Annotated in this window: 19 protein-coding genes; 17 read left to right on the top strand and 2 right to left on the bottom strand. The window is 46.2% G+C overall.

Annotated elements, in window-relative coordinates:
* The first annotated feature begins 91 nt into the window (after positions 1 to 91).
* The 13 genes from K0I73_RS04815 (at position 92) to lipA (ending at position 11,460) form a co-directional block, all read left to right on the top strand.
* Positions 92 to 586 carry an LPS-assembly lipoprotein LptE gene (locus K0I73_RS04815; protein ID WP_220063384.1) on the top strand — a complete coding sequence of 165 codons (495 nt, stop codon included), beginning with the start codon at positions 92 to 94 and terminating at the stop codon, positions 584 to 586.
* Positions 586 to 1,617, top strand: a complete 1,032-nt coding sequence (holA, locus tag K0I73_RS04810) for a DNA polymerase III subunit delta (RefSeq protein ID WP_220063383.1) — start codon at positions 586 to 588, stop codon at positions 1,615 to 1,617. The genes K0I73_RS04815 and holA overlap by 1 nt, the downstream gene beginning before the upstream one ends.
* A gap of 1 nt (position 1,618) precedes the next feature.
* Positions 1,619 to 2,260 (top strand): nicotinate-nucleotide adenylyltransferase, encoded by a 642-nt coding sequence (gene nadD / locus K0I73_RS04805; protein ID WP_220063382.1) that lies wholly within the window; start codon positions 1,619 to 1,621, stop codon positions 2,258 to 2,260.
* Between the two features lie 132 nt (positions 2,261 to 2,392).
* Entirely contained in the window at positions 2,393 to 2,722 is a 330-nt protein-coding gene (rsfS, locus tag K0I73_RS04800; protein WP_220063381.1) for a ribosome silencing factor, read from the top strand.
* Positions 2,722 to 3,192 carry a 23S rRNA (pseudouridine(1915)-N(3))-methyltransferase RlmH gene (gene rlmH / locus K0I73_RS04795; protein ID WP_220063380.1) on the top strand — a complete coding sequence of 157 codons (471 nt, stop codon included), beginning with the start codon at positions 2,722 to 2,724 and terminating at the stop codon, positions 3,190 to 3,192. Before rsfS ends, rlmH begins: the two co-directional genes overlap by 1 nt.
* A 79-nt stretch (positions 3,193 to 3,271) precedes the next feature.
* A complete protein-coding gene (mrdA, locus tag K0I73_RS04790) occupies positions 3,272 to 5,155 on the top strand; it encodes a penicillin-binding protein 2 (protein WP_220063379.1) in 1,884 nt (627 codons plus the stop codon).
* Positions 5,142 to 6,248, top strand: coding sequence for a rod shape-determining protein RodA (gene rodA / locus K0I73_RS04785; RefSeq protein WP_220063378.1), 1,107 nt, complete (start codon positions 5,142 to 5,144; stop codon positions 6,246 to 6,248). The genes mrdA and rodA overlap by 14 nt, the downstream gene beginning before the upstream one ends.
* 11 nt (positions 6,249 to 6,259) lie before the next feature.
* Positions 6,260 to 7,282, top strand: coding sequence for a lytic murein transglycosylase B (mltB, locus tag K0I73_RS04780; RefSeq protein ID WP_434086699.1), 1,023 nt, complete (start codon positions 6,260 to 6,262; stop codon positions 7,280 to 7,282).
* Positions 7,272 to 8,063 (top strand): septal ring lytic transglycosylase RlpA family protein, encoded by a 792-nt coding sequence (locus K0I73_RS04775; protein WP_220063377.1) that lies wholly within the window; start codon positions 7,272 to 7,274, stop codon positions 8,061 to 8,063. Before mltB ends, K0I73_RS04775 begins: the two co-directional genes overlap by 11 nt.
* Positions 8,064 to 8,187: 124 nt before the next feature.
* A complete protein-coding gene (locus tag K0I73_RS04770; protein ID WP_220063376.1) occupies positions 8,188 to 9,360 on the top strand; it encodes a serine hydrolase in 1,173 nt (390 codons plus the stop codon).
* 119 nt (positions 9,361 to 9,479) lie between these two features.
* A complete protein-coding gene (ybeD, locus tag K0I73_RS04765) occupies positions 9,480 to 9,746 on the top strand; it encodes a DUF493 family protein YbeD (RefSeq protein WP_220063375.1) in 267 nt (88 codons plus the stop codon).
* Positions 9,747 to 9,842: 96 nt separating this feature from the next.
* The gene (lipB, locus tag K0I73_RS04760) at positions 9,843 to 10,493 is read left to right on the top strand and encodes a lipoyl(octanoyl) transferase LipB (RefSeq protein ID WP_220063374.1); all 651 of its coding nucleotides are present in this window, start codon (positions 9,843 to 9,845) and stop codon (positions 10,491 to 10,493) included.
* A 1-nt stretch (position 10,494) separates the two neighbouring features.
* Positions 10,495 to 11,460, top strand: a complete 966-nt coding sequence (gene lipA, locus K0I73_RS04755; RefSeq protein WP_220063373.1) for a lipoyl synthase — start codon at positions 10,495 to 10,497, stop codon at positions 11,458 to 11,460.
* Between the two features lie 113 nt (positions 11,461 to 11,573).
* Here the strand turns inward: lipA and rimI are convergent, their stop codons facing one another.
* Positions 11,574 to 12,017 carry a ribosomal protein S18-alanine N-acetyltransferase gene (rimI, locus tag K0I73_RS04750; protein ID WP_220063372.1) on the bottom strand — a complete coding sequence of 148 codons (444 nt, stop codon included), beginning with the start codon at positions 12,015 to 12,017 and terminating at the stop codon, positions 11,574 to 11,576.
* Between the two features lie 224 nt (positions 12,018 to 12,241).
* Between rimI and K0I73_RS04745 the strand changes: the two genes are divergently transcribed.
* The 4 genes from K0I73_RS04745 to torD all read left to right on the top strand — a co-directional run bounded on the left by K0I73_RS04745 (position 12,242) and on the right by torD (position 16,856).
* On the top strand, positions 12,242 to 12,412 hold the full coding sequence (locus K0I73_RS04745; protein WP_220063371.1) for a periplasmic nitrate reductase, NapE protein: 171 nt from the start codon (positions 12,242 to 12,244) through the stop codon (positions 12,410 to 12,412).
* A gap of 42 nt (positions 12,413 to 12,454) precedes the next feature.
* Positions 12,455 to 13,633: a pentaheme c-type cytochrome TorC gene (gene torC, locus K0I73_RS04740; protein WP_220063370.1), complete on the top strand. Its 1,179-nt coding sequence runs from the start codon at positions 12,455 to 12,457 to the stop codon at positions 13,631 to 13,633.
* A 12-nt stretch (positions 13,634 to 13,645) separates the two neighbouring features.
* Positions 13,646 to 16,138: a trimethylamine-N-oxide reductase TorA gene (gene torA, locus K0I73_RS04735; protein ID WP_220063369.1), complete on the top strand. Its 2,493-nt coding sequence runs from the start codon at positions 13,646 to 13,648 to the stop codon at positions 16,136 to 16,138.
* A 79-nt stretch (positions 16,139 to 16,217) separates the two neighbouring features.
* Positions 16,218 to 16,856 (top strand): molecular chaperone TorD, encoded by a 639-nt coding sequence (torD, locus tag K0I73_RS04730; protein WP_220063368.1) that lies wholly within the window; start codon positions 16,218 to 16,220, stop codon positions 16,854 to 16,856.
* Positions 16,857 to 16,944: 88 nt separating this feature from the next.
* Here torD and torS read toward each other — a convergent pair whose 3' ends face one another.
* Positions 16,945 to 19,995, bottom strand: coding sequence for a TMAO reductase system sensor histidine kinase/response regulator TorS (gene torS / locus K0I73_RS04725; RefSeq protein ID WP_434086698.1), 3,051 nt, complete (start codon positions 19,993 to 19,995; stop codon positions 16,945 to 16,947).
* Positions 19,996 to 20,052 lie beyond the last annotated feature (57 nt).

Here is a 20,052-nt window from a genome sequence, read left to right as displayed (position 1 = left end):
CAACAAACGGGATAGTAGCAAACTAGAAAGCCCTTGGCTTGGCCATCACCTCGATGGTCAAGCCTCATCAACTTAGGAAATAGCCGAGCCTATGCTTATTAAACGCTTGTGTTTCGCCTTATTGACACTCACTCTCTTAGCCACCAGCGGCTGTGGTTTTAAACTTCAGCGCAGTTACTCGATCCCTGATGAGCTAAAGTCATTACATCTTAGTAGTCAAGATGAGTACAGTGAGCTCACTCGTCTAGTTCGTGAACGCTTGCGCCTAAACAGCATTGATGTGGTTCCACAAACGGATACCACACCTACTTTACGCATTCTTGGGGATTCACTCGACAGATCGACCCTGTCACTCTATCCCACAGGTAACGTGGCCGAGTATGAGCTAAATTATCAAGTCTCATTTGTCGTGCAGCAACCAAAGCGAGAAGCGCAAAGCTTTAATGTCGATATCCATCGAGATTACCTCGATGATCCTCGTACGGCACTTGCTAAGAGCCGCGAAATGGAACTACTGGTAAAAGAGATGCGCATTCAAGCCGCCGATCAGATCATCCAAATTTTGGCTTCAATCGAGACCAATTGATGCGGATTTATCCAGATCAACTTGCTAAACAGATAGCACCACTTAAGCCCTGCTATTTAGTCTTCGGTGATGACCCTTGGCAATGTGAAACCGTTAAAGCGGTCATTTACGCACAAGCCAAAAAAGAGGGATTTGAAGAGAAGATCCACCTCACTCAAGAAACCGGATTTAACTGGAACGATCTTATCGAAGAGTGGAATACCATGAGCCTCTTCGCTAGTCGGCGTATAATTGAGCTTAATCTGCCTCAGGCAAAGCCCGGCGCAGAAGGTAGCGCGCAGCTGCAAGCCATAATGCAATCGGTTAATCCCGATATACTCTTGGTGATAACAGGTCCGAAGCTTGCCAGTGAGCAAACCAAATCAAAATGGTTTAAAACACTTGATAACCACGGGATATACATCCCCTGCACGACACCTGAAGGCGCGCAATTTCAGCGCTGGCTCAATACTCGTATACAACACTTTAATCTTAATCTTACTCAAGATGCACAGCAGATGCTGTTTAGTCTCTATGAAGGTAACTTGTTGGCGGCCGATCAAGCCTTGCAACTACTGCAACTGCTTAGCCCAAATCAACAAATTAGCAGCCAACAATTAGCTCTGTATTTTGAAGATCAATCTCGCTTTACCGTGTTTCAATTGGCCGATGTACTCTTGAGCAATCAGCAAGATAAGGCGCAACATATCTTATCGCAACTCCAGTCGGAAGGGATTGCAATGCCGATATTACTCTGGGGACAATTCAAAGAGCTTACCACGCTATTTGAACTTAAGCGTGCTCAAGAGATGGGCGAAAATATCCAATCCATGTGGAGTAAATTACGTATTTGGGATAAACGTAAAGCCCTGTATCAAGCCGCGTTAACTCGATTATCACTGCACCAGATAGAAACCATGCTGGCTTTTGCATCTAAAACAGAACTCAGATTAAAGCAGCAAGGAATCGAGGATTGGACCGCCCTAAGTCATCTCTGTCTGTTATACGACCCAGCAGCACATCAGCATTTAAACCATATCGAACTCGAATAAGATGAAAATAGGCATTCTGGGCGGCACTTTCGACCCAATCCATTTTGGTCACATCAATCCATTGCTTGAGGTATATCAAGCACTCGATCTCGATCAAATTTGGTTAATGCCAAACCACATTCCGCCCCATAAGCAGCAGCCTAATAGCAGCACCAAACACAGATTAGCAATGGCAAATCTGGTGTGTGAGCAATATCCGCAATTAGTGTTATGTGACATAGAGGCAAAGCGAGATACGCCCTCCTATTCGGTTGCCACCCTGGAGGCACTGCGTAAAACCCATCCTAAGGATCATCTACTGTTTATCATGGGAATGGATTCTTTTGTCAATTTACCTAGCTGGTATCAATGGCAACGATTACTGACATTATGCCACATTGTGGTATGTCAGCGTCCCGGATGGCAAGTGGCCGACAATCCGCTGATGCAACAGTTACTCGAAAAACATGCTGGTGACAAACACAGTTTAGCGACTGCCGAGCTGAATCAAGAATATAGCGGTATCATTTTCACCGTCGATATCACCGAACAGCCCTATTCATCAACCGATATTCGTGCGCAACTAGCCAGTAATAAGCTTACAGATGATGCTATGCCCGAGGTGATCAGCACCTATATTACGGAACATGGCTTGTATCGTTAACCAACACATCCGCGCCTCAAACCCACCACGATTTAGTTCAAAAATCCCTATCAGCTAGCCGCTATTGGCAATTACTTTGGCCATATAACCTGTTATACTGCCTCGCTGTCAAAAATGAATGAGGAAAACCGCGTGCAAAGCGCCGAGCTAAAACAGTTTGTAATCGACAAAGTCGAAGATTTAAAAGCGAGAGATATCGCAGTATTAGATGTATCTGAGCAATCAAATATCACCGATTTTATGGTTGTATGTTCAGGAACCTCTAAAACCCACGTTAAAGCGATTGCCGAAAACGTTGTACTAGAAGCCAAACGTGCAAACCTACACATCCACGGTGTGGAAGGTCGCGATAGTAGCGAATGGGTACTCGTTGACCTTGGCGATGTTATCGTCCATGTCATGCAAGATCAGACCCGTGAATTTTACCAGCTTGAAAAGCTGTGGTCTGAAAAGCCAGAGTAATGAAGTTACAGTTAGTCGCCGTAGGCACACGCATGCCCGGTTGGGTCACTACAGGATTTGAAGAGTATCAGCGTCGATTTCCACGCGATATGCCGTTTGAATTAACTGAGATCCCAGCGGGTAAGCGCGGAAAGAATGCCGATATAGCTCGGATCCTCCACAAGGAAGGCGAGCTAATGTTGGCAGCAATCCCCAAAGGCAATCATATTGTTAGCCTAGACCTACCAGGCAAAAACTGGACAACACCAGAACTGGCTACCCAGCTTAATTGCTGGCAGCACGATGGACGAGATGTTAGCTTACTCATTGGCGGTCCAGAAGGACTTTCCCCCGCCTGTAAGCAAGCCGCGACGCAAAGCTGGTGTCTTTCCGCGCTGACCTTACCTCACCCCTTAGTAAGGGTGTTGGTTGCCGAAAGCTTGTATAGAGCTTGGAGCATCAATAACAACCATCCGTATCACAGAGAGTAATGACTCTTCCCTATTCCATCGGAAACTCAAGGATAGGCTAATGATTGCGAACACCAACTTACTGCTGGAGAGAGTATAATTGGCGCCACGTAAACGGATGGCTATGCATGATCATGCAGCCGAAGCATCACTATTCAAACGACGAGCAATATTCACTTTTGTCTGCGTTATCATTTTACTCAGCATTCTGCTTAGCAATCTATATCAATTACAGGTCCTCTCCTTCAAAGATTATGAAACGCGCTCGAATGATAATCGTATCCGAGTAGTTCCTGTCGCCCCCAGTCGTGGCCTTATATACGATAGACATGGCAAACTATTGGCGGAGAATCAGCCTTTTTTCTCGTTAGAGCTGATCCCTGAAAAAGTCAAAGATATCCCTGCAGCGCTCGATGAATTAAGTCAGGTTATCGCCATCAGCAGTGATGAACGAGAAAGCGTCCTGGAGTCGCTTAAATTCCACCGCAGATTCAAGCCTCTCACCATTAAAAATCGACTCTCAGAAGATGAGGTCGCCGAGTTCAGCGTTAATCAGCATAAATTCCCCGGCTTCTCAGTCGAGGCTGGACTGAAGCGTTATTATCCCTACGGAAGTCTATTAACTCACGTGCTGGGTTACGTTGGACGCATCAACAGTAAAGACCAATGGGCGCTTCAAAGTAATGGCCAATGGAAAAATTACGCCGCAACCAAAGACATCGGTAAACAAGGCATCGAAAAATTTTATGAGAACCTGCTTCACGGTATGCCTGGGCATCTCGAAGAGGAGGTGAATAACCGCGGCCGTACCATCAGGACGTTAAAATCTGTAGCACCAGAGCCGGGTCAAGATATCTATTTAACCTTAGATCTCAAGCTACAGAAAAAGGCCATGGAGCTCTTAGATGGCAGAAGAGGCTCGATTGTGGCAATCGACCCTCGTGATGGCGGCATCCTAGCTATGGTATCGAGCCCGAGTTATGACCCGAATCAATTTGTGCATGGTATTAGCTCAAAAGCCTATCGCGAACTACTCAACTCTCGCTCACGACCATTAATCAACCGCGCCACGCAAGGCCAATATGCGCCAGCCTCAACGGTAAAGCCTCACCTCGCCCTGCTTGGACTCGAAGAGAAAGTGGTTACCGCTAAAACCCGTGTTTGGGATCCAGGTTTTTGGCAAATGCCTGGCATAGAAAGAAAATACCGCGACTGGAAGCGTTGGGGCCATGGCTGGGTAGATGTAACGGGGGCAATTGTGCACTCCTGTGACACCTATTTTTATGACTTAGCCTATAAGACAGGTATCGACAACATTAGCACCTTTATGACTCGGTTTGGCTTTGGCGAACGAACAGGTGTCGATATTTTCGAAGAGTCAGCCGGCATCATGCCCTCAAGAGATTGGAAGCGCATTCGCTATAACCAACCTTGGTATAATGGCGATACGATCTCTGTCGGGATTGGCCAAGGTTACTGGACCACCACTCCTCTGCAATTAGCTAATGCCGTCACGATTTTAGCCAACAAAGGCGAGCGCTACGTGCCTCACCTCCTTAAATCAATTAAAGATGACACGGTTAGAGTCGACACGCCAATCGATAAAATGCCCCCAGTAGAATTGAAAGATCCTAATAACTGGAAGATCATCAACTCAGCAATGAAAGATACCGCCCACAGATCTCGTTTTATTGATGCAGGCTATAACGCTGCGATGAAGACGGGTACGGCACAGGTGTTTAGTGTGGCTGAAGATGAAAAATATGACGCCGACACCATCGACGAACATCTTCGAGATAATGCTTTAATCGTCGCCTACGCGCCCTACGAAGCGCCGACTATCGTATTAGCCGTAGTACTTGAAAATGCGGGCTGGGGTGGCGTCAATGCTGGCCCTGTGGCTCGCTCACTGTTAGATGAATATATCTTACGAGATAACTTACCGATAGAGACTGCAGGGAATCCAAACCATGACCGTCCATAGCCATCGCCCCAATATATGGCAGCGACTGCATATCGATCTGCCCTTGCTGCTAGGACTATTAGCCTTAATGTGTTTTGGCCTATTTGTGATCTACTCTGCTGGCGGTGAGGATATAGCACTCATGGAGCGCCAGATTATCCGTATGGGGCTGTCCCTTGGCATTATGCTATTCGTCGCCCAAATCAATCCCGAAGTGCTTAGGCGTTGGGCTTTTCCTATCTATATCACAGGCATAGGCTTATTACTCGGGGTACATTTCTTTGGCGAGATCAACAAAGGCGCACAGCGTTGGTTGAACTTAGGGTTTATGGAGTTTCAGCCCTCTGAGCTAATGAAGCTGGCTTTCCCGATCACTATGGCTTGGTATATCAGTAAGTTTCCCCTGCCCCCGAAAAAACGTTATCTCGTTGGAGCGGGAATTATTTTACTCGTCCCAACACTGTTAATCGCCAAACAACCCGATCTAGGTACGTCCATTTTGGTTGCCGCATCGGGTATATTTGTCCTCTTCTTGTCGGGAATGAGTTGGGCGATCGTCGGTAGCTTTATTGGTAGTGTATTGGCGTTACTCCCAGTATTGTGGTTTTTCTTGATGCATAATTATCAACGCACTCGAGTACTCACCCTACTCGATCCGGAGAAAGATCCATTAGGAGCGGGTTACCATATTATTCAATCGAAGATTGCCATTGGCTCAGGCGGTTTGTGGGGCAAAGGTTGGTTAGGCGGCACTCAGTCGCAACTCGAATTTCTTCCAGAGCGCCACACCGACTTTATTTTCGCCGTGATTGGCGAGGAGTTTGGCTTAATTGGTAGCTTGATATTACTCAGCCTTTATCTTTATGTTATAGGACGCGGACTGGTTATCGCGTCACGTGCGCAAACCAGTTTTGCCCGTTTACTCGCTGGCAGTATTACTTTAACCTTCTTTGTGTATGTATTTGTAAACATCGGCATGGTATCAGGGATCTTGCCTGTTGTTGGTGTGCCTTTGCCCTTAATCAGCTATGGTGGAACCTCGATGCTAACACTGATGACAGGCTTTGGCATTTTGATGAGTATCCACACCCATAGACGTTTCGTAGACAGATAGTGGAGTCAAGCTTGAACAATATAACGCGCTTTTTTACTACCGCATCTTTGATCTTTGCATCGACGCTCAGTTTGGTGTCTGCGCCAAGCTACGCAGATGAAACTGTGATCCCACCAGATGGCGATATCAGTTCATTAAAAAATGAGTTTATTCAAGCACAGTTAGAGCTCGGTTTTTCTCGTCAAGAGATAGACCAATTCTTGACTCAAGCCAACTACAATCAAAAAGTGATCGATGCGATTACGACCCCTTGGGAAGCTAAACCTTGGCACCTTTATCAACCCATTTTCCTTACAGAGAAACGTCTCGCTAAGGGCATTGAGTTTTGGCAAACCCATGCTAACACCATAGCTAGAGCCGCCAAGCAGTTTGATGTAGACCCTGAAATTATTGTCGCCATCATAGGCATCGAAACCTTTTATGGCGGCTATATGGGCAACTATCCTGCGATCGATGCGTTATACACGCTTGGTTTTCACTACACACCTAGAGCCAGCTTTTTTAGGAAAGAGCTCGCTAATTTGCAACAACTCGCCAAGGAAGAAGATTTAGACATCACAAATCTTAATGGATCTTATGCCGGTGCTATGGGGTTTGGGCAGTTTATTCCATCTAGCTACCGCCATTATGCGGTTGATTTCGATAACGATGGCAAACGCGATCTTGTCGGTAACCCCATTGACGCTATCGGAAGCGTGGCAAACTACTTCCATCAACATGGTTGGAAAAAAGGCGAACTAGTAACATTGCCACTGACAAATCACCAGCTACCTGAAACCTTAACCGTGTGGAAAGGAGAAAAGTTACACTATAAAGTCGCCGATATCCTGTCGCCAGAGATAGCGCTGGCACAAAATGTAGACTTAGATATAAGCCAAAAGGCGATGATTGTTGAATTAGTTCAAGAAGATAAAACAGATTACTGGTTAGGGCTTAATAACTTTTATGTGATCACCCGCTATAACCGTAGTCCGCTTTACGCCATGGCGGTTTATCAATTCAGTCAACAGTTGAAAGAGGCCTATGCTAAATAATAAACTTTTATCTTCCCTACTTTTATCTAGCTTATTGCTGCTTGGCGCCTGCTCGTCTAAAAGTAGCCGCTATAAAATCAGTGATGACGTTGCGCCAATCGATGCCCCTGATGTCACTAAGGTTGAAGATGCTCACCCCAAGTTTGAGCCCTATAGCCGAGGTGGTAACCCAAAAAACTATACCGTGTTGGGTAAATCTTATCAGGTACTGCCCTCGGGCAAGGGTTATCAAAAGACAGGTGTCGCCTCATGGTACGGCAAGAAGTTTCACGGTCACCTCACCTCTAACGGCGAAACCTATGACATGTACTCCATGTCTGCGGCCCATAAGACCTTGCCGTTACCTAGCTATGTCAAAGTCACCAATCTAGGTAATGATAAAAGTGTTATTGTTCGCGTTAATGATCGCGGCCCATTTCATGACAACCGAATTATCGATCTCTCTTACGCGGCTGCCCATCGACTGGATATGTTAAAGACCGGCACAGCCAAGGTGAAGATTGAGGTGATCTATATTGAAAACCCTGAATCCGTGGCCCTAGCCCAGCTCAAGGACACTCGCTTGCATTATGTGCAAGTACTCGCCTCATCCGACAAACTCCGAGTGGAGCAACTAGCCAAGTCGTTAACATCGCAATATCAAGTACAGACTCGAATTCAACAAACGGGCAATTTATATAAGTTACAGCTCGGTCCCATAGGCAGACAACAGATAGCCGACAAACTGCATCAAGAACTGCAGCAAAATGGTTATCCACAAAGCTATCGAGTGACAGAGTAGTCCAACAAAGGACTATTTAATTAAGATTAATGAACCTTCACTGAATTCCATTGTCGACTAATGTTATACTCGACCGGATATCCGCTTTCTTTTCGCATTCAACTAAAAGACGTGCCTTTTAAATATGAAATTGATAAATCGCAGCTTTAAATCACTACTCCTTATTACTTCACTCTCCTTTACTGCCGCACATGCAGCGCCAGTCGTCACCCCAGATGCGCCTAAAGTCGCCGCGAAAGCTTTCATTTTGATGGATTACAATTCAGGGCAGATCATCGCCGAAGAGAATGCCTATGAAAGCTTAAACCCTGCCAGCTTGACTAAAATGATGACCAGTTATGTGATTGGTCATGAAATTAAAGTGGGCAATATCGCCCCCCAAGATAAAGTCACTATCAGCAAAAAGGCGTGGTCTAAAAACTTCCCAGACTCGTCGAAGATGTTTATCGAAGTCGGTAAGCAAGTATCGGTCGAAGATTTAAACCGCGGTATTATTATCCAATCGGGTAACGATGCGTGTGTCGCTATGGCCGAGCATATTGCCGGCACCGAAGATGGCTTTGTCGATATGATGAACTCATGGGCTAAGCAACTTGGGATGAAAGACAGCTACTTTGAGAACTCACACGGACTCGACTCTGAAAATCATAAGACCACTGCCTATGACATGGCGATACTTGGCGCTGCACTTATCCGCGATGTGCCAGAAGAGTATCGAATCTATTCGGAGAAATCCTATACCTATAATGGTATTAAACAGTACAACCGTAACGGCCTACTTTGGGATAAAAGCCTTAACGTCGATGGGATCAAAACAGGCCATACTTCAGGCGCGGGTTATAATCTAGTCACCTCGGCGACAAAAGATGGTATGCGCCTAGTGTCCGTTGTGCTGGGGACCGCGAGTGAGTCTGCACGTAAAGCCGAAAGCAAAAAACTGCTTAACTATGGTTTTCGCTTCTTTGAGACCATCACGCCTTACAAAACTGGCGACAGTTTCGTTACGCAAAAGATTTGGTATGGCGACAGAGAATCTGTTGATTTAGGCGTAACAACCGACACGCCAATCACCATCAATCGCGGCCAAGCGGCAAACCTACAGGCTAACTTTGAGCTCAATAAAGAGTTAACTGCGCCATTAGCAAAAGGCGAAGTGGTTGGACGCATCTACTTCCAACTTAATGGCAAGGACATTGCCCAGTTCCCACTGGTGACCCTACAAGAAGTCAACGAAGGCAGCTGGTTTAGCAAATTAATGGACTACTTTAAGCAAATGTTTGCTGGATGGTTTAGCTAACCAAGTCGATTAAAAAAGTCACCTTCGGGTGGCTTTTTTTGTTTTTAGCCTCCTAGGGTTGAATTAGGTATAATACCCCCCATTTTATAAGCCATTCGATTGTGCAAGAGATCATACAAATGTTAGATACCAAATTCCACGAACTCATGGAGTTCCCAGCGTCCTTTCCATACAAGGTGGTTGGCGATGCTAGAGACACATTAGCCGATGATGTGGTAGCCGTTGTTCAGCGACATGTACCGGGCGACTACATGCCAACCAGTAAAGTCTCAAGCAAGGGCACCTATAACTCAATTACCATCAACGTTATCGTTAGCGGTAAAGAACAAATTGAACGGTTATATATCGAGTTAGCCGCTATTGAAGGCGTTAAGCGGGTTCTTTAACCCTTATCGGTCCAGATAAGAAGTGTGATCCATCTTACATTTCTTGATTTCAAGCGTATAATAAGCGCACTCAAATGATGAGGGGAGAGGTTGCCCTTGAAGGATAAGATTTTACATATTCGTCATCTTGGTCAGCAAGATTACGAATCGGTGTGGCATGCGATGCAGCACTACACCGATAATCGCGATGAAAATAGTCAAGATGAACTCTGGATCGTAGAACATCCTCCTGTTTTTACCCAAGGACAAGCGGGCAAAAGCGAGCACATACTCAACCCTGGCGATATTCCTGTTATCCAAGTAGATAGAGGCGGACAAGTCACCTATCACGGCCCAGGACAATTGGTTGCCTATCCTCTTCTCGATATCAAGCGCCTCAAAATTGGGGTGAGACAACTGGTCACAGATATAGAGCAGAGTATCGTCAAGATGCTTGCCATGTATGACATCGAAGCCTATCCCAAGGCTGACGCACCTGGTGTTTATGTCAACGAGCGAAAAATTGCGTCACTTGGACTGCGTATCCGTAAAGGTTGTTCCTTCCATGGACTCGCATTAAATGTCGATATGGATATGTCACCTTTTCAGCGTATTAATCCATGTGGCTATGCGGGCTTAGAGATGGCTCAATGCAAACCACTCAATGGACCTAAAACAGTGATAGAAGCGGGTGAAAAACTCGTTGAAACCTTTAGCCAAACACTCGGCTATCAACATCTAGAACATCATCAAGGGTTAACAGAGTAATATGACTAGGCCTGAAAGATTACAACCTGGAGTCAAACTCCGTGACGCGGAAAAAGTTTCACGTATTCCGGTCAAAATCGTGCCTTCAGAGCGCGAAACTATGCTACGTAAACCCGACTGGTTAAGAGTCAAACTGCCAGCATCAAACCAGCGCATTCTTGATATTAAATCCGCACTGCGTAAAAACGGACTGCACTCAGTATGTGAAGAAGCCTCATGCCCAAATCTGGCAGAATGCTTCAACCACGGTACCGCGACCTTTATGATCTTAGGCGCGATTTGTACTCGTCGCTGTCCATTTTGCGACGTTGCCCACGGCCGCCCACTCAAACCAGATGCAGAAGAGCCAGTTAAGCTAGCGCAAACGATTGCCGATATGAAGCTTAAGTACGTGGTGATCACCTCCGTTGACCGTGACGACTTACGTGATGGTGGCGCACAACATTTTGCAGACTGTATTCGCGAAATCCGCATCCTTAATCCAGAGATCAAAATTGAAATTCTGGTGCCCGATTTCCGTGGTCGCATCGATGCTGCACTCGACATTTTGGCCACTGAGCCACCCGATGTGTTTAACCACAATCTAGAGACCGCACCTAAGCACTATCGCAAGGCTCGCCCAGGTGCCAACTACCAATGGTCATTGGATCTCCTGAAGAAATTTAAAGATCGTCACCCAAGTATTCCGACTAAATCGGGTCTGATGATGGGGTTAGGTGAAACCAACGAAGAGATCGCAGAGGTCTTGCAAGATCTACGCGCTCATAACGTTGAGATGCTAACACTAGGCCAATACCTACAACCCTCAAAGTTCCATCTACCCGTTGAGCGCTATGTGCCGCCAGCTGAGTTTGATGAATTAAGAGAGTTTGCCGAGAAGATAGGCTTTACCCATGCAGCTTGTGGTCCTATGGTGCGCTCAAGCTACCACGCCGATCTTCAAGCTCAAGGCAAAGAAGTGAAATAGACCCAGCTTGATAAAAAATAGCGCCTGAAGGCGCTATTTTTTTATGAGTCTTTTTCTGGGAGCTGATTAGGCAATATGCAATCGCACTTAATACCAATCGGCATCATGTTTAGCTACAACAATAGCTCCATCAACACCGCATCCTCTTTACCATGCTCATGTTGATAATATCCCTCACGGAGCCCGGTTTGCGCAAAACCATAAGCCTTATAAAGCGCAATAACTGAATCACTCGACGACCTCACTTCCAACATCAAGCGCTCAGCCCCACCCTGAGCAGCCATTTCAATAATCTCACCTAACAACAACTTGCCAAGCCCTTGACCTTGATGCTGGGGTAATACGCAGATGTCCATCAAGGTCGCATCCTCAAATAGCATATGCATAATAGCAAAGCCCTTAAGCCCGCCATTTAGCTCGATACCTATCACATGATAAAAACGCCCGAAACAAGTCTCTATCGTCATTTGAGACATAGGAAACTGATGACATTGCTGTTCAATCATCGCCATATTCGATGCGTCTTCAGAAGTCAGTGGTACTAATAAACAACTCATACTCTTATCCAATAACAGGGACAACCATCTTAACTTAGTCGCAGCATGGGAGCTGTTCAACCAAACAAACGATCACCACCGCATATTCATCGCCGCTAGTAAATCGAGTTTTTTCACAATCTTTCATATATTGTCGATTTTCATTCATCCACACCACGAAAGCCATTAACAACACTTCTCTAATATTGGTGTCATTGAAAAGCTAAGAATGAAGAGAGCAGATTATGGCACAACAAGATCCAACTAATACAGCCTCGAGCGTTAAATCTAAAGAGCTGAAGGCGCTTGGATTTATCATTTTGCTGTTATTTCCAATCATTACTATCACAGGCATTAGCGCCTATGGCTTTGTCATATGGATGATTCAAGCCTTTGGCGGCGTTGTCGCACATTAATCCTCAAGTTAATCAATAGCCAATCTTATAAAGGATGCTGTTATGAAGTGGTTTATCAATACCTGGCGCACACTCAACCAGCCAGCCAAATATCTAACCTTAGGCACAATCAGCCTATCGGCGTTTCTCATGGGGATTATCTTCTGGGGTGGTTTTAATACAGCCTTAGAACTGACCAATACAGAGGAGTTCTGTATCAGCTGTCACAGCATGGAAAGTAAACCCTACCAAGAACTGCAACAAACAGTGCATTGGTCAAATCACTCAGGTGTTCGTGCTACCTGCCCTGACTGCCATGTGCCCCATAACTGGAGCCGTAAAATAGGCCGTAAAATTGAAGCCTCTCACGATATGTGGGGCTGGTTACTACAGACAGTCAACACAGAAGAAAAGTTCGAAGCAAAGCGCTTAGAAATGGCCAGCCGCGAATGGAAACGCTTCGATCGCGATAATTCATTGGCATGTAAAAATTGTCACAACTACAACTCAATGAAATGGGATGAGATGTCAAAGCTGGCACAAAAGCAGATGAAGCGCGCCGCAGAGATAGATCAAAGCTGTGTCGATTGCCACAAAGGCATCGCCCACAAGCTCCCAGATATGGGTACCGCGCGAGCGCCAGAGCTAATTGCCCAAGTCGGCGCAGGGGAAGGTAGCCTACAAGTGGGTGAACATTACTTCACAGCACTAACTAAGCCTCTCTATTTTAATGGAAAAACAGATGTCGAAGCCGGCACATTAAACATTGCTACCAAAGTTACCGTACTGGAGACCCAAGGCAATCGCGTCAAAATTGGTATCGATGGCTGGCGTAAGAAGATTGGCGCAGGCCGAGTTATCTATTTCGATTTTGGGCTTAATATCCTCTCAGCTCAATTATCAAAAGATGCCGCCTTAGAGGAAGGTGTGATGGCCGTTTTCGAACAGAAGGAAGATCCAATGACAGGCTTAATTTGGCAACGAGTTGAAGCTCAAATTTGGACTGACAGCGACTATCTAGTCAAAGATCTACAACCTCTTTGGGACTATGCCCGTGACACATACTCCAGCAGTTGCAGTGTCTGCCATACCCAACCCGCAGAGGCTCATTTTGATGCCAACAGCTGGCCAGGGATGTTTCAAGGCATGATAGCGTTCGTCAATATGGACCAAGATACCCAAGCACTCGTGCAGAAGTACTTGCAAGAGCATTCATCTACTTTCGACAAATCAGCGCACTAAAAGGATATCATCATGAACAGAAGAGATTTTCTTAAAGGCTTAGCGGCCACCTCTTATATGGGTCTGAGTGGTACCTCGGTATTAGCGCCACTTAATGCGCTGGCGGCGGCTGGCACTCAAGCCAATGACGACTGGTTAACCACGGGTTCCCACTTCGGCGCGTTTAAGATGAAGCGCAAAAATGGCGTTATCGATCAGGTCATTCCCTTTGACTTAGACAAGTACCCTACCGATATGATCAATGGGATTAAGGGCTTAGTCTACAACCCATCACGAGTTCGCTATCCGATGGTGCGACTCGACTTTTTACTAAAAGGTCACAAGAGTGATACCACGCAGCGCGGTGACTTCCGCTTCGTACGTGTCACCTGGGATAAAGCGCTAGGTCTATTTAAAGATTCTTTAGACGAAGTACAAACCAAGTATGGACCATCGGGCCTACATGCGGGTCAAACGGGCTGGCGCGCGACGGGGCAGTTGCATTCAAGCACCAGCCACATGCAGCGTGCCGTCGGTATGCATGGTAACTTCGTCAAAAAAATCGGAGACTATTCAACCGGCGCAGGCCAAACCATTTTGCCTTACATCTTAGGGTCGACCGAAGTGTATGCCCAAGGCACCTCATGGCCGTTGATCCTTGAGGAGTCTAACACCATCATTTTATGGTCAAACGATCCCTATAAAAATCTGCAAGTGGGTTGGAATGCTGAAACTCATGAATCATATGGCTATCTTGCCCAGCTGAAAGAGAAAGTGCAGCAAGGCAAGATCCGCGTGATCAGCATAGATCCCGTGGTGACCAAAACCCAACAATACTTGGGCTGTGAGCAACTTTACATTAATCCACAAACTGACGTGGCCTTAATGCTCGGCATTGCCTATGAGATGGTTACTAAAAAATTACACGACGAGCAGTTCATCGAAGGTTACAGCCTAGGTTTTCAACAATTTTTACCTTACTTGATGGGCGAGTCTGATGGCATTGCTAAGACGCCTGAGTGGGCCAGCGAGATCACAGGTGTTAGCCCTGACATTATCCGTGATTTAGCCAAGGTGATGACTAAAGGTCGCACCCAAATCATGATGGGCTGGTGTATTCAGCGCCAACAACACGGCGAGCAACCTTATTGGATGGCTGCGGTACTAGCCACTATGATTGGCCAAATTGGTTTACCTGGCGGCGGAATTAGCTATGGCCATCACTACTCGAGTATTGGTGTGCCCTCTTCAGGAGCTGCTGCGCCAGGCGCTTTCCCTCGTAACCTTGATGAGGGCCAAAAACCCTTATTTGATAACAATGATTTCAAAGGCACAAGCAGCACTATTCCTGTTGCCCGTTGGATTGATGCCATTTTAGAACCAGGTAAGACTATCGATGCCAACGGCGCTAAAGTGACCTATCCAGACATTAAGATGATGGTGTTTTCGGGTAACAACCCTTGGAGTCATCACCAAGATAGAAATAAGATGAAGCAAGCATTCCAAAAGTTGGAGTGTGTGGTCACCATAGATATGAACTGGACGGCAACCTGTCGATTCTCCGATATTGTGTTACCGGCTTGCACCACATTTGAACGCAACGACATCGACGTCTATGGCAGTTACGCCAACCGCGGTATTTTGGCGATGCAGAAAATGGTTGAGCCCTTATTCGAAAGTCTGTCAGATTTTGAGATCTTTACTCGCTTCGCCAAAATTATGGGTAAAGAGAAAGAATACACCCGTGGCATGTCTGAGTTTGACTGGCTTAAAAAACTCTATAACGACTGTAAAGCCGATAATGAGGGTAAGTTTGACATGCCTGATTTCGACACCTTCTGGCAGGCGGGTTATGTTCACTTTGGTGAAGGCAAGCCTTGGACACGTCACGCTGACTTCAGAAGCGATCCGGAAATGAACCCGCTGGGCACCCCTTCGGGGCTAATCGAAATATTTAGCCGTAAAATCGCCCAATTTAATTACGATGACTGCCCTGGCCACCCAACATGGATGGAAAAAGCAGAGCGTAGCCATGGAGGCCCAGGTTCTGACAAGCACCCAATGTGGATGCAATCTTGCCACCCTGATAAACGCTTGCATTCGCAAATGTGTGAATCACAGCAATATCGTGAAACATACACGGTTCAAGGCAGAGAGCCTGTGTACTTAAACCCTATAGATGCCAAACAAAGGGGCATTAATGACGGTGATATCGTGCGCGTATTTAACGACCGTGGTCAACTTTTGGCTGGTGCAGTGATTTCAGACAGCTTCCCCCGCGGAGTTATCCGTATCCACGAAGGGGCTTGGTATGGTCCTGTAGGTAAAGACGGATCTAAGCAAGGGGGCAATGAGATCGGCGCATTATGCAGCTATGGCGATCCGAATACCTTGACACAAGATATTGGCAGTTCCAAGCTCGCCCAAGCCTGTAGCGCTTACACTTGTTTAGTCGACTTCGAAAAATATCGAGGAAAAGTGCCAGAAGTCAGTTCGTTTAGCGGCCCGATTGAAACCCAAATCTAAGCTGCGACCATCGACTCGCGCCAAGTCTCACTTGGCGCTTAAGTTAACGACTTAGATTGGATCACAGGAGATCACATAGATGAATGATAAGAGAATTTATAATACCCCCATGAACCAAGGCCGTTCTATGGTTTACCGACTGCTCTCGTCGCTGTTTGCCAAAGAGCTAGATCATCAGCTATTAGATGAACTCAAAGGCGAACAGGCACAAGTCTTTTTGGCCCATCTAGCGAGCGACCCTTTATTCAGCGAAGATATTGCCACGCTAAATAGTGTGCTAGCGCAATTAACCTCAGATAACGCGCTATTAGAGCTGGCAGCCGATTATTGTGGACTGTTTTTAGTTGGCACAAAACACAGCGCAAATCCTTATGCGAGTCTTTATCTTAATGATATGTCTACAGAAGATCCGCAGCTATTTGGCGAGCATCATCAGCAACTACAAACCTATCTACAACAAAGTCAGCTGGCGGTTCAAAGTGAGTTTCCAGAGCCTGCCGATCACCTCGCAGTGATCTTAGCTTATGTCGCCCATCAAGCCTGTAACTGTGATGATAAGGGGCAACTGGACTTTATTCGACAATACTTAAACGCTTGGCTGCCGAGCTTTACTCAAAAAGTGACCTCAGTTGATACAGGGAAATTTTATGCAGCACTCGCTCACCTGACTCAAGTTTGGGTTGCGAGTGATTGTGAGCAACTGGCAGCTAGCCAATAATATTCATCCATCTATCCAGTGAATGACCCAAAGAAAAACACCGAGCAAGATCGGTGTTTTTCTTATCGCTGTAGCCGAGTCTATTTTCCTAAGGCAAGCGCTGTAATCTCTCCCCTAATGCACCAAGAGAGGCTTGCCACACCTGTTTAAGTAGCAAATATGAGGGCTCGTCGATACCGCTCTCTTCCAATTGCCGACATAACTGACTTAAGGCTAGCAGACCCATGCTGGCACTACTTCCTTTTAGGGCGTGCAGCAAGGGCGCATACTCTTGTGGCTGTGTCGCTAGCGCTTTGATTTGTTTTTCGCTGCTGACCATAAAAATATCCAGCATCTCCGTTACTGCGTCGACACCAAGATACTCTAAGTCATCATTAATTTGCTGCTCATCTAACAAAGGCTCTGCGCTGTCTAGCGATTTAGCCCGCCCCGCCCCAACATAGGTTAAATCAGTATCAGGCGAAGTGGTGGCATCAGGAGTATTAGACTGATCAAGGCTGTCGCTCGGTTGCTTGGCAATACCAATCCAACTTGCTAACGACTGCATATTAAGCGGCTTAGCCAGCACCTCATCGAAACCTGAAGCTTGATACGCTTTAATATCCTCATCTTGAATCTGTGCCGTAAAGGCCGCAATACTGATATGGGTCTGGGCCTGACAGGCTATCTGTTTAAGCTCTGCCAACAACTCAATTCCGGAGCCATCGCCGAGTTGAATATCAAGCATGATACCGTCAAATTGCGACGCACTATCGAGTGCGTATAAGGCTCTAGCTTGAGCACAACTTTCGGCCAGCACGGACTGATGCCCTAGGTGTGCTAAAAAGCCTTGTGCTACCATGGCATTGACCTTGTTATCCTCGACCACTAACACATATTTAGACAATACTTGTGGTTGTTGCTCTAGAGTTAGCTGCTCTGCTTGCTCACAAATATGCAATGGTAAACTAAAGCCAAATGTCGACCCTTGACCAACCTCGCTGTTGACCCAAATACATTGACTTGAAGTGTCGAGGCCATTCATTAATGCCACCAACTCTTTACAAATGGCTAGCCCAAGACCTGTCCCCCGTGTTCGCCCTTGATTGGGCTGAACACCATAAGCGATAAACAGTTGATCCATAGCTGCATCACTAATACCTACACCGGTGTCTGATATTTCAAATGTCAACCGTTGCTGAACCACAGAGACCCGCATCTGAATCTCGCCAATTGAGGTAAACTTAATCGCATTACCCAGCAGATTAAACAACACTTGGCGCAACTTGGGACCATCTAAACTGACCCATTTGGGCAAATCATCCCGCACTAAGGATAAAGATAACCCCGACAAGCCCGCGCCAGCCAACATGATCGCCATCACTTCATCAAGTAGCTCATCGAGGGCAACTGGCCTAGGCTCGTTAGTCAGCTTACCTTGCTCTAACCGCGAGAAATCTAAGATATCGTTGAGTACAGTTTGCAATAAGGTGCCACTATACTGAGATAGCGCTAACATCTGCTTTTGAGCTGGAGGTAATGGTGAATGGCCTAATAATGTTAAGGTCCCTAAAAGACCATTCAATGGTGTACGAATCTCGTGACTCATAGTCGCAAGAAAGAGGGATTTGGCCTTACTCGCTTGCTCAGCCATAACCCTTGCCGCGGAGTGACCTTTTGCTTCTGCATCGAGTTGACGATTGGCCTCTGCAAGCTCAATAGTACGTGCCTGTACCGTACTTTCCAGCGACGCTTTATGGGCAAACAATTCAGATGCTGTCTCTTGCAGCTCTAATTGGAGCGCTTGATTCTGAGTGGTCTTTTGCTTAAAAGCATCAATAGCCGATGCCATTGCGGTAAGCTCATCATCACCGTGAGGATCGAGAGCAACGTCTGTATTGCCCTGGCTTAACTGAGATAACGCTGTAGTGGCTTCATTAAGGCGTAAAGCAATGCCTCTATAGATAACGCGATAGACCACTAATATCATGATAAACAGCATTAAAAACCCAGTAGCCCAGAGCCCTAACTTAGCCCACAACAATTGTAGCAAAAACTCACTACGCGCATCGTCAGCCTGAGCTTGTTGCGCCTTCATCGCACTATCCACAAATTTATTCAGCTGGCTGAGTTTATCTGTCAGCATCAAAAGTTGTGTATTTTGCTTTGTCAGCACTTGAGCATAACGCTGCTGAAGACGTAAACCTAAATTAACCTCCCTTAATATGACCAACTCTCGCTCAAGCTCTGTTGCTCTAACAGGATCGCGAACTAACCCGTTAAGTAGCTCAAGTGGCATCAAATCAATTTGCCCATCGCCTAATTCGCCAGAAAAAGGACTCGGGATCTGAGGATCATTTCTATCGCTGACACGATCAGCATTGAGACTTAAGCCTTGTGGTGAGAGCGCTCGAGACATGCTAACTAACACTTTATTTAGACCAAGTTGTTGCTCGGGAGATTGTAATAACTGGCCAACCAAAGCGATATGATGAACTAATACCAGCGCTCGATTTAGCCGCTCACGGATATCTAAATCTTGCTCTATGATGGTATCCAAAAGATATGCACTTTGCTCATCTCCTGCGACCTCAGGGTACGCCAAACTCAGTTTAGCTAAAATGGCCGAATCAACCACCGCAAGCTCGGCTTCAAGCAATACACTACTATTACTGGCAGCCTCTGCAAGTTTGCGTCCCTTTTCATTCAGCAGAGTCGTCAAGGCCAATCGATCGCCAACTTGGCGACCCAATAGAGAGAGATCATGTATAATTTCGCCAGCAAACAGCGCTAGGTGCCGATCATTGTTGACTTCAATACCTTGTACATTCAGGGAGTTTAACTGCTCAATGGCGGCAAGGAGGTTTGTACTTTCAATCGAAAGTTTACGACCCAGAAACGCCCTTTGAGCCTCTTCCTCTACCTGTTCAAGCCCCTGAGCATTATCGAGTAGCCCATTAGATGACTGCATCAATTGCCTTGCAGCCTCAGAGGCCGGTAACGCCTCCTCGTATAAATACCTGTCTGCAAGCTTTACCCAATAAAGCGACAGACTGCCCAGACTAACCAACAATAACAGCAGCAGCCCAAGGAGACTGAACGCCAACATAAGGCGACCGACTAAGCTTTTACCTGAGAGTGATAATGCGCTCACATTCATTCCTTAAACTGTTACAATCAATCAAATTTAGCTTTGTTTAATCATAATAAAACCTAA

The organism is Shewanella mesophila, assembly GCF_019457515.1.
GTDB classification, from domain to species: domain Bacteria; phylum Pseudomonadota; class Gammaproteobacteria; order Enterobacterales; family Shewanellaceae; genus Shewanella; species Shewanella mesophila.
This window is presented reverse-complemented; position numbering and strand designations above follow the sequence as displayed.